Origin of the sequence: Microcoleus sp. OTE_8_concoct_300, assembly GCF_031383065.1 — a bacterium.
GTDB lineage: Bacteria > Cyanobacteriota > Cyanobacteriia > Cyanobacteriales > Microcoleaceae > Microcoleus.
In genome coordinates, this window is the sequence record NZ_JANMZH010000237.1 from 1 (window position 1) to 8,201 (window position 8,201).

An 8,201-nucleotide genomic window follows, 5' to 3' on the forward strand; every position below is an offset into this window, starting at 1 on the left:
GTTTTTACTTCTTCTTGCCTTCCCCCAGCCTCATTTTGCACTCGACCAACTGTATCTCCCTGTCCGTGAATTCCAATCACTCGGCCGCTAACATCAAAAACAGGCCCGCCGCTCATTCCCCGCCGCGTCACTGCGTCGTAACGCATCGTATATCCTTGCTCGTTACTCGATCGCACATTAGTAACTTGCCCATTCGTAAACTGATATTCCCGTTCTTGACTCCCCACACCTGCAGGCAAAGGATACCCCGAAATATAAACCCCCGAACCGATTTCGGCTTCATCGGAATTACTAATCGGTGCAACTGAATATTCCTCCTCACTCTCGAACATCACAACTGCTAAATCAGGCCCGCTGTCATTATTCTGAAAACCCTTCACTTCCGTCACTTTATGCTCTTTCTTCTTAGAAGTAACAATCACGTACTCGGAATTAGGATTGATCACCACATGATTCGCCGTCAACACCGTGTAAATCTTGCCTTTCTTAGCAATGATTACCCCAGAACCGCCTTTATCACTAGCTAGGGTATTATTAATTTGTACTGTAGTAGGAACGGCAATTCGAGCTACTTCTCTAGCCGTTTTTGCCATTGCGGGCTGACTGATTACAATTGTTGCTACCACTGCCGTTCCGGCTATAATTCCCGGCAGGTAATTAGACCGATTAAAACCTAAATTCATAAACCTACTCCGTTGATAAGGTGAAACTAATATCTTGCACTTTCTCGCCTATCCGACAGGGATTGAAATCCCTGTCTCAAAGCATAAGTCCACTTAAGTGGACTAAATATCCCGTTTATTTCTTAGTCCGCGTAGGCGGACTTCGTTTGTGTAGAAGCGATTTCAATCGCCGAGTGACTATTAGCCAGGGAATTCATTCCCTGGCGGATGGCGGGTAATTCATTCCCTGGCGGATGGCGGGTAATTCGACGATCGACTGTAAGACGAAATAAATCGCAAATAGGTACTAATTGGAATTCCCCAACTAGAATTAACCATTTGCTCTAACATTCTCCCTGACGGTTCTGTTCCATCTTCAAACGCATACACTCCAAAATCTGGGTCGCGATTTTTCACCCGCCCATTAATGCCAATTAATAACCCCTGACTGTTAAAAATTGGCCCACCGCTCATCCCCACAGCAATATCATTTGTGTAACCCAAACGATAGCCTTGAGCGAGTGATTTTGGCGGCAGCATTGATACAACGCCTTGAGTAAACCGAAATGCCCGAATTCCTTGGTCGAATGTAGTAGTTGAACTACCTCCCCGATACATCGGAAATCCGGCGGCAAATACAGGTTCTCCTACTGTTAATAAATCAGTGCTAATTCTGGTTACTTGATAGGTGGTAAAACTGCGAAATTGGACGATCGCCAGATCCGCATTTCCCAACTGCAACGGCGCTCCCAAAAGCCGATACTTCTGACCATCGGGCGCAATCATGGTAAGCTGCTGGCTGAACGCCACAACGTGCCAACTTGTCAGCACCGTATAAACTTGCCCCTGCTGCCGGACGATCGCCCCCGATCCAGAAACATTCGGTGTTAAAATTCGCACCGTCATCAACCTCGCCAACCGCTCAATATTGGCACTTTGACTGTCAGCAACCCCATAATTAGCCATCAGCGGTTGAGCGGCGATTCTTACTGGAAAAAGACTCGCCGCGATCGCACAAATTGCCACCACCCGTAGCAAATTGCTCACCTTAAAGCTCCCGCATTCCACCACCAGTTGGCTGTTGAGGTGCCGGCTGATTGTTAGCCGGTGCCGGAGGCGCTACAGAGTTGCCGCCTTCCTCCTGTAACCGTGGGCGCGCGTCAATGTAAGGCATCGCATCGCTTTCAGACAGCGCAGGCGCACCCGCTTGCCCCTCGCGCAACCCCATGAATTGATACAATGTACGAACTGCGTCTTGACCTGGTTTGAGTGTATAAATTAAGCCGTCGCAGCGTGAGTTGACTTGACTAGCGGTGCAAATCACTCGCTGTCCGTTCATGTAGCCAACTGTCACAAACTTTAGCTGTTTGTTCTGGCGGTAGGTTTCCAAGCGCCCGGTGACTTCGCGGCAGCGTGTCATGGGATCGTAGCCAGAGTCGGGGAAGTAGTCGGAAACCCAGTTAATCCAAACCTCCCGTACCCCTTGGCGGTTTTGGTACACCGTGGCGGGTGAACCGGATGAAGCATCGCACATAAAGCCTGATGTTGATTGGCTTTGGCTGGGTTTAGCGCTCAAAGCTAGGCTGCCGATCGCGATCGCCCCCGCTAAGACAGTCAGAAATTGTCGTTTAATCTCACTTTTCATCAACTTTACCTCACATTACAATTTGTTTCCTAAAACAACAGGCTCGGGGAAGTGGCCAAAAGACACAAAGTTCTTTGCCACTTCCCCCAGCCCCGCGAAACTCACATTCGTCACAGACTAGGCGCAGTGACTTGATATTCAGTAGTTTTTAAGGTCAAATGCTGTCGATACTCACAACCGTACAGCTACAATAGATACACTAATAGATAAACTTGAGTTTTTCTCTCTCTTGTTAATCATGATTGTAAATCCTTTTCAACTGCCTGTCAACGCCTCAATCAGAAATAAGTTTTTGGCTAGTAAAAGGTGGGGCGATCGCTATTTTTTTCACCGCACAGCAACACGGATGGAAAAAGACCGATCGCCTTTTTGAGTAAAGTGCGATCGCCACAGAGCAACTAAGATTTATACTTGTTTTTGGGCGCTGCGTTAATATTGTGCCGATTGCCATTTAAACTTAATTTAGACTAACTACCTCAAGGAACACAAGAAAATAATGCGCATTTTATTTGTATCCGCCGAAGCAGCACCCCTAGCCAAAGTGGGCGGTATGGGCGATGTCGTCGGCGCTTTGCCTAAATTTCTGCGGCGCATGGGACACGATGTCCGCATCTTCATGCCCTACTACGGTTTCATCCCCGACAAAATGGATGTTCCCAAAAAACCTGTTTGGGATGGGGGGGCCATGTTCCAAACCTTTTCCGTCTTTGAAAGTGTTTTGCCGGGAACCGATGTACCTTTATACTTATTGCAACATCCATCTTTCTTGCCCCGCCGCGTTTACGGCGGTGTAGATGAAGATTGGAGGTTCACTTTATTTGCCAATGCTGCGGCTGAATTTGCCTGGAATCACTGGAAGCCCCAAATTATCCACTGTCACGACTGGCATACCGGGATGATACCTGTTTGGATGAGCCAAGACCCGGATATCAGCACGGTTTTTACTATTCACAATTTAGCTTATCAAGGGCCGTGGCGCTGGCGTTTGGAGCAGATGACTTGGTGCCCTTGGTATATGCAAGGTCACAATACAATGGCTGCCGCAGTACAGTTTGCCGATCGAGTAAATACAGTTTCGCCGACTTACGCCGAGCAAATAAAAACCCCAGCTTACGGGGAAACTTTGGAAGGTTTGCTGTCTTACATGGGCGGCAAGGTTTCGGGGATTTTGAACGGAATTGATACAGAATCTTACAACCCAGAAACTGACAAGTACATCCATCAACAATTCAGTGTTGATACTATTGAAAAGCGCCCAGCTAACAAAATTGCCCTGCAAGAAGAAGTCGGTTTGGAAGTGAATAAAGGTGCCTTTTTAATGGGCATGGTGACGCGGCTGGTAGAACAGAAGGGGCTGGATTTGATTATTCAAATGCTCGATCGCTTCATGGCCTATACCGACGCTCAGTTTATTGTACTCGGAACGGGCGATCGCTACTACGAAACCCAACTCTGGCAAATGACAGCCCGCTATCCCGGTCGGATGTCCACCCAATTACTCTACAACGACGCCCTCTCCCGGCGCATTTACGCAGGCTGCGACACCTTCCTGATGCCCAGCCGTTTCGAGCCCTGCGGCATCAGCCAAATGCTCGCCCTCCGCTACGGGTGCGTACCAATGGTTCGCCGCACCGGCGGTTTAGTCGATACCGTTTCCCACAACAACCCGATCGACAATACTGGTACAGGTTACTGTTTCGATCGCTACGAACCCCTAGACTTGTTCACCTGCATGATCAGAACTTGGGAAGGTTTCCGCTACAAAGATAAGTGGAAAGAACTGCAACAGCGCGGCATGAGAGAAGATTTTGGCTGGGATATTTCGGCCCGGAAATACGTCAAGTTGTACAGTGATATTTTGGGAGTCCCGCCAGAAGAAACTGCACCGGAACCAGAGCCCGAATTGCTCGTTGGTAAGGGTTAATCTTAGTATTGTGCGTCAGCCGGTGTTAGATTCGACTGAATCGAGGGGCGATCGGCTGACGCACCCGAAAGCTTAGTCCGCCGTCGGTTTTTGATTCAATTTAATCGATCGACTGACTACTGACTAATGACTAATGACTGCTGACTAATGACTACTGACTACTGACTAATGACTACTGACTACTGACTGCTGACTACTGACAAATTAATCAACAAATAAATCGAGAGGTAAATGACCGTAAGTTCCGCTAACTCCACCTTCTGAGGAAGATTGGCACGACACCAAAACGCCCCGGTAAGTTCCGGGATAGCCGTCCACATAATACGACCCCTTCAAAGTATTGAACTTAATATAAACCGAACCAGCAAATGCCGAAAAAGCATTTGGATCTAAAACAGCTTGATATCCCAAAGCTTTCAAATAAGCTTCTAAAGCTGAAAAACCCTCATCCGTCGAAGCAGCGCACACTCCCAACATTTGATAATCCGACAAACTTGCTACCAGCAAAATCGCTTGACGCAGCGCCTGTTTTTCCTGCGGCGATGCTAGAGATTGCATATCCAGACAAGTGAAATCTTTGAGGATTTGCTGTGCTTCTTCAACAGTTAGGGTAGTCGGGTTTTGAGTAGACATGAATTGCTCTGATATTTCCCAAAATTACGATCGACACTCGGCTACTCGTCAACGAATTTCTGCCATTACAACCCTCGAGCGACGGCGGTAACACTTGCCCAAGTCCTGATTATAGCCGATTGTGCGCTCTGGCAATCAATGCTGGCGATCGTCTTCGAGGGCTTTCCTTCGGATCGCTTCGCTAACGCCAATGCCCGTATCGCACAAAAAAGCTAGTAGTTTTTACCGATGTTTTCAAGTTTAGATCAGTCCGCGTTTTTTCAGCTTTGCTAGCGCATCTTCCGCCGCTGTTTTCTCAGCATCTTTTTTGCTTTTGCCTTTACCTTCTCCATAGAGTTTCTCTGCGACATAAACTTTAGCGAGAAATTCCGGCTTGTGGGGTGTGCCTCCTTCTTGGATGGTCACGTATTTGGGCGGAGTCGTGTCACCGTTGGCCTGTACCCATTCTTGAAACCGATTTTTCGAGTCTACAGTCGATCGAGTTTCCACAACATTTTCGGGGACAGAATCAAACATTTGTCGCACAAAGTTGCGAACTTTGTCCATATCTTGCGTGTCGAGATAGTAAGCGCCAATAAATGCTTCAAAAGTGCTGCTGAGCAAATTTGGATTAGTAATCCCACCTTCTCGATAAGCTCCTTTTCCGAGCCGCATTTTTAAGTCTAAAGCGATTTCGGTAGCAAATCTGGCTAATTGTTTTTCATCTACTAATGCAGAACGTCGGCGAGTCAGTTGGTCTTCTCCCATTTCTGGATGACGCTGATAGAGATATTCGCCACTGAGAAAAGTCAGCAAAGCATCGCCGAGAAATTCTAAGCGTTCGTTGTCTTCTTCGCGGAATGTGGGGTTTTCGTTGACGTAGGAACGATGGGTTAGTGCTTGGCGCAGCAGTTTTTCATTTTTGAATTCGGGAAGGGTTATTTTGAGTTCTTGTGTTGGATTAGTTAATGCCATAGGAGTTTTGTAAGGGTTATTGTTTTTGGAGTTGGGTGTTATTATGTGGACATGAAAGAGCCGCAGATAGCGGTAGGTTTGGAGAATCTAGTTTATCAAATAAACTGGATTTTTGCTATCTGCGGCGAGCTAAATTTTAACAGATATTTGGCGTTTTTACCATTAGCCCGCCAGGGGTTTAAACCCCTGGCTCATAGCTAAAGTCCTCTTAAGAGGACTGAAGATTGTATTTTTTTAACTGTCAGTCAGTCGGTTTTAACCGACTTTAGCTATTAGACAGGGAATTCATTCCCTGGCGGACTGTGTTGCTTCCAGCAGATAATTTATCTGCTTCTATTGATAACTGTTTTTGATTTTTAAGTTGGGGTTTCAATCCTGCACACAAACTAGACAATTCGTCTACATAATGAAAGTTATCCTCACCAACGAGGTTAATCACTTTTTTGCTTGCACTTTTACGCCGTGCAAAAACTATGATTGTTTTTCCAACAGCAACCATCAGACTGATTAAAGGTGCAAAATCCCGATCTCCTGAGACTAAGATAATTATCTCGGGATAAGGTTTTATGACAACTCCTTGAATCCAGTCAAATGTCAATTCTTTATCTACACTGTTCTTGTCCTTTGAGCGAACATCAACGCCCTGACCACCAAGATATTCTACATTATTCTTGGCGAGCAGTTGATTTTTATTCTGCGAGTTATAGTAAATTTTGAAGCAATCTAAACGCCCTTTTGATTTGGCAAAATCGACCAATAATTCAGCTTGTTTTTGCGTTAAGTGGACGTTCTGAAGATCCCAGTAAATATGAACTGGAGCTTGAGACTGCTTGGTTTGTTTACCAATTGCTGAAGGATGGTTCCTCATTTTTATGTGTCCTAAAACTAGGTTTGCAGGACAGCATCAATAAATTAAGCATCTAACCAAAAAAGTATTGTTTTTGAGTTTGCTCAAGAGGGACATTTCCCATTTAACAAAACTCTTGACTTACACACTATTAATTTAGTGTGTACTTGCTTGGTTAGCGTCTCAGCGATAGGATATGCAGATTTCGGACAAGCGTCCTAAAAACCCGTTGATATAGAAATTCAAACAAATGTCGTGCCAATTGACCTATTTATTCCAGTTGAAACGACATTAACTTGAATGTCTATATCAACGGGGCTCTAGGACGCTTACCCGAAATCTGCAGATCCTACCGCTGAGACGACTTAACCGACACTTTTTGCTTTTGAATCCGGGTGTCTATCTGAGCTGTATTGTTTTGATACTGGCACATTAACTCTTAGATGTCAAGGGGTAATATAATTTAATTTTTTGAGTTGATCTGACACAAATACCCCTGCTAATCTCTACTTGCACGGGGATTACACAAAAACGCTACATATAGCGTAAAAAGTGCGTGACACTCTGCTAGCGCACGCTATATTACTCCGCGCTCGTCGGCATTAATACTTGATTCGAGCGCGATAATTACAGTTAAGGAACTGTAAGATAATTTTTGTAATTTTTGGGAAACTAAAAACAGTAGACATCTTGCAAAATAGTTTTGTGCTATTCTAGAAAGTTTAGACAATTTTATAATCTAGCAGGCTGGGCAAGTTTAAAGAGATGCCAATCAACCCAATAATTCAAATTATGACCTAAACTTGAGCAAACTTTTAAGGATAACACATATTTTTTTTGCAAGAGGTCTAATGAAAGAGTACAAGTACATATTCACGAGTTTGAGCATTATGTTGTTGAATTACTTGCTGACAAAAACTTACCCGCTACTCGTCGCTACCAAAGACGCATTCCCTATATTGATGGACTAAGGATGCGTAAACAGGTACCTAGTTAAATCACAACAAGTTGCTATCCTGACCTAGCTGTAGCAGTTGCAACTCCTGAGTCAGTTTATGGGAATTACCTGGTAAAGGGGTATAGCCGAGATACGGGCAAAATAGGATACGACGTAAAATTCTGTAAAAAAACTTTTAATTGCTACCAGTGGCAAAAATCTTGAGTAGACATACTTCTACAAAAAAACCTCTAGACCTTTCAGCGGCTAGGGGTTTTCTGACTTAAAGTTTATACCTGATACAAAAAAGATTTCGAGCGACTGATAACAAAAATCGCGGTAGTCCAAATTGTCACGAATGCCACTAGAGAGGTGCTCCCTCCGGATACATCAGTTTCACTCTTTTTTCCCGTAGTTCGATTTCTTCAAGACAGATTTTTTCAATTTGTTCAACCGTATCTTGAGAAATGCCCAGTTTAGCTGCCATTTTAGTTATAGTTGCTCTTTCTGGGTCACTATATTCTCCATCAGCACTGCAAGCCATAATAGCATCGTGAACAAGGAAACGTCGTGAAGCATTAGCTGCTGGAGTATTACTA

At 44.9% G+C, this 8,201-nt stretch carries 9 protein-coding genes; 2 read left to right on the forward strand and 7 right to left on the reverse strand.

From position 1 onward, the window contains the following. The 3 genes from ACUVJL_RS11435 to ACUVJL_RS11445 all read right to left on the reverse strand — a co-directional run. Positions 1-683, reverse strand: a 683-nt coding sequence (locus ACUVJL_RS11435; RefSeq protein ID WP_445245955.1) for a S1 family peptidase, incomplete at its 3' end; no start/stop codon positions are given. Between the two features lie 219 nt (positions 684-902). After that, a complete protein-coding gene (locus tag ACUVJL_RS11440; RefSeq protein WP_445245956.1) occupies positions 903-1,709 on the reverse strand; it encodes a S1 family peptidase in 807 nt (268 codons plus the stop codon). Position 1,710: 1 nt separating this feature from the next. Next, a complete protein-coding gene (locus ACUVJL_RS11445) occupies positions 1,711-2,307 on the reverse strand; it encodes a COP23 domain-containing protein (protein ID WP_445245957.1) in 597 nt (198 codons plus the stop codon). A gap of 238 nt (positions 2,308-2,545) precedes the next feature. Between ACUVJL_RS11445 and ACUVJL_RS11450 the strand changes: the two genes are divergently transcribed. Together ACUVJL_RS11450 and glgA are read left to right on the forward strand one after the other, a co-directional pair. Then, positions 2,546-2,680, forward strand: a complete 135-nt coding sequence (locus tag ACUVJL_RS11450; protein WP_445245958.1) for a hypothetical protein — start codon at positions 2,546-2,548, stop codon at positions 2,678-2,680. A 123-nt stretch (positions 2,681-2,803) separates the two neighbouring features. Further along, positions 2,804-4,231, forward strand: coding sequence for a glycogen synthase GlgA (glgA, locus tag ACUVJL_RS11455; RefSeq protein ID WP_445245959.1), 1,428 nt, complete (start codon positions 2,804-2,806; stop codon positions 4,229-4,231). A gap of 204 nt (positions 4,232-4,435) precedes the next feature. Here the strand turns inward: glgA and ACUVJL_RS11460 are convergent, their stop codons facing one another. The 4 genes from ACUVJL_RS11460 to ACUVJL_RS11475 all read right to left on the reverse strand — a co-directional run. Then, positions 4,436-4,864, reverse strand: a complete 429-nt coding sequence (locus tag ACUVJL_RS11460; protein ID WP_333128801.1) for a DUF1824 family protein — start codon at positions 4,862-4,864, stop codon at positions 4,436-4,438. A gap of 240 nt (positions 4,865-5,104) precedes the next feature. Further along, a complete protein-coding gene (gene rnc, locus ACUVJL_RS11465) occupies positions 5,105-5,818 on the reverse strand; it encodes a ribonuclease III (protein ID WP_445245960.1) in 714 nt (237 codons plus the stop codon). A 265-nt stretch (positions 5,819-6,083) separates the two neighbouring features. Then, entirely contained in the window at positions 6,084-6,686 is a 603-nt protein-coding gene (locus tag ACUVJL_RS11470) for an NYN domain-containing protein (RefSeq protein WP_445245961.1), read from the reverse strand. Between the two features lie 1,280 nt (positions 6,687-7,966). After that, positions 7,967-8,201 (reverse strand): hypothetical protein (locus ACUVJL_RS11475; protein WP_445245962.1); only part of this gene is annotated, 235 nt, incomplete at its 5' end.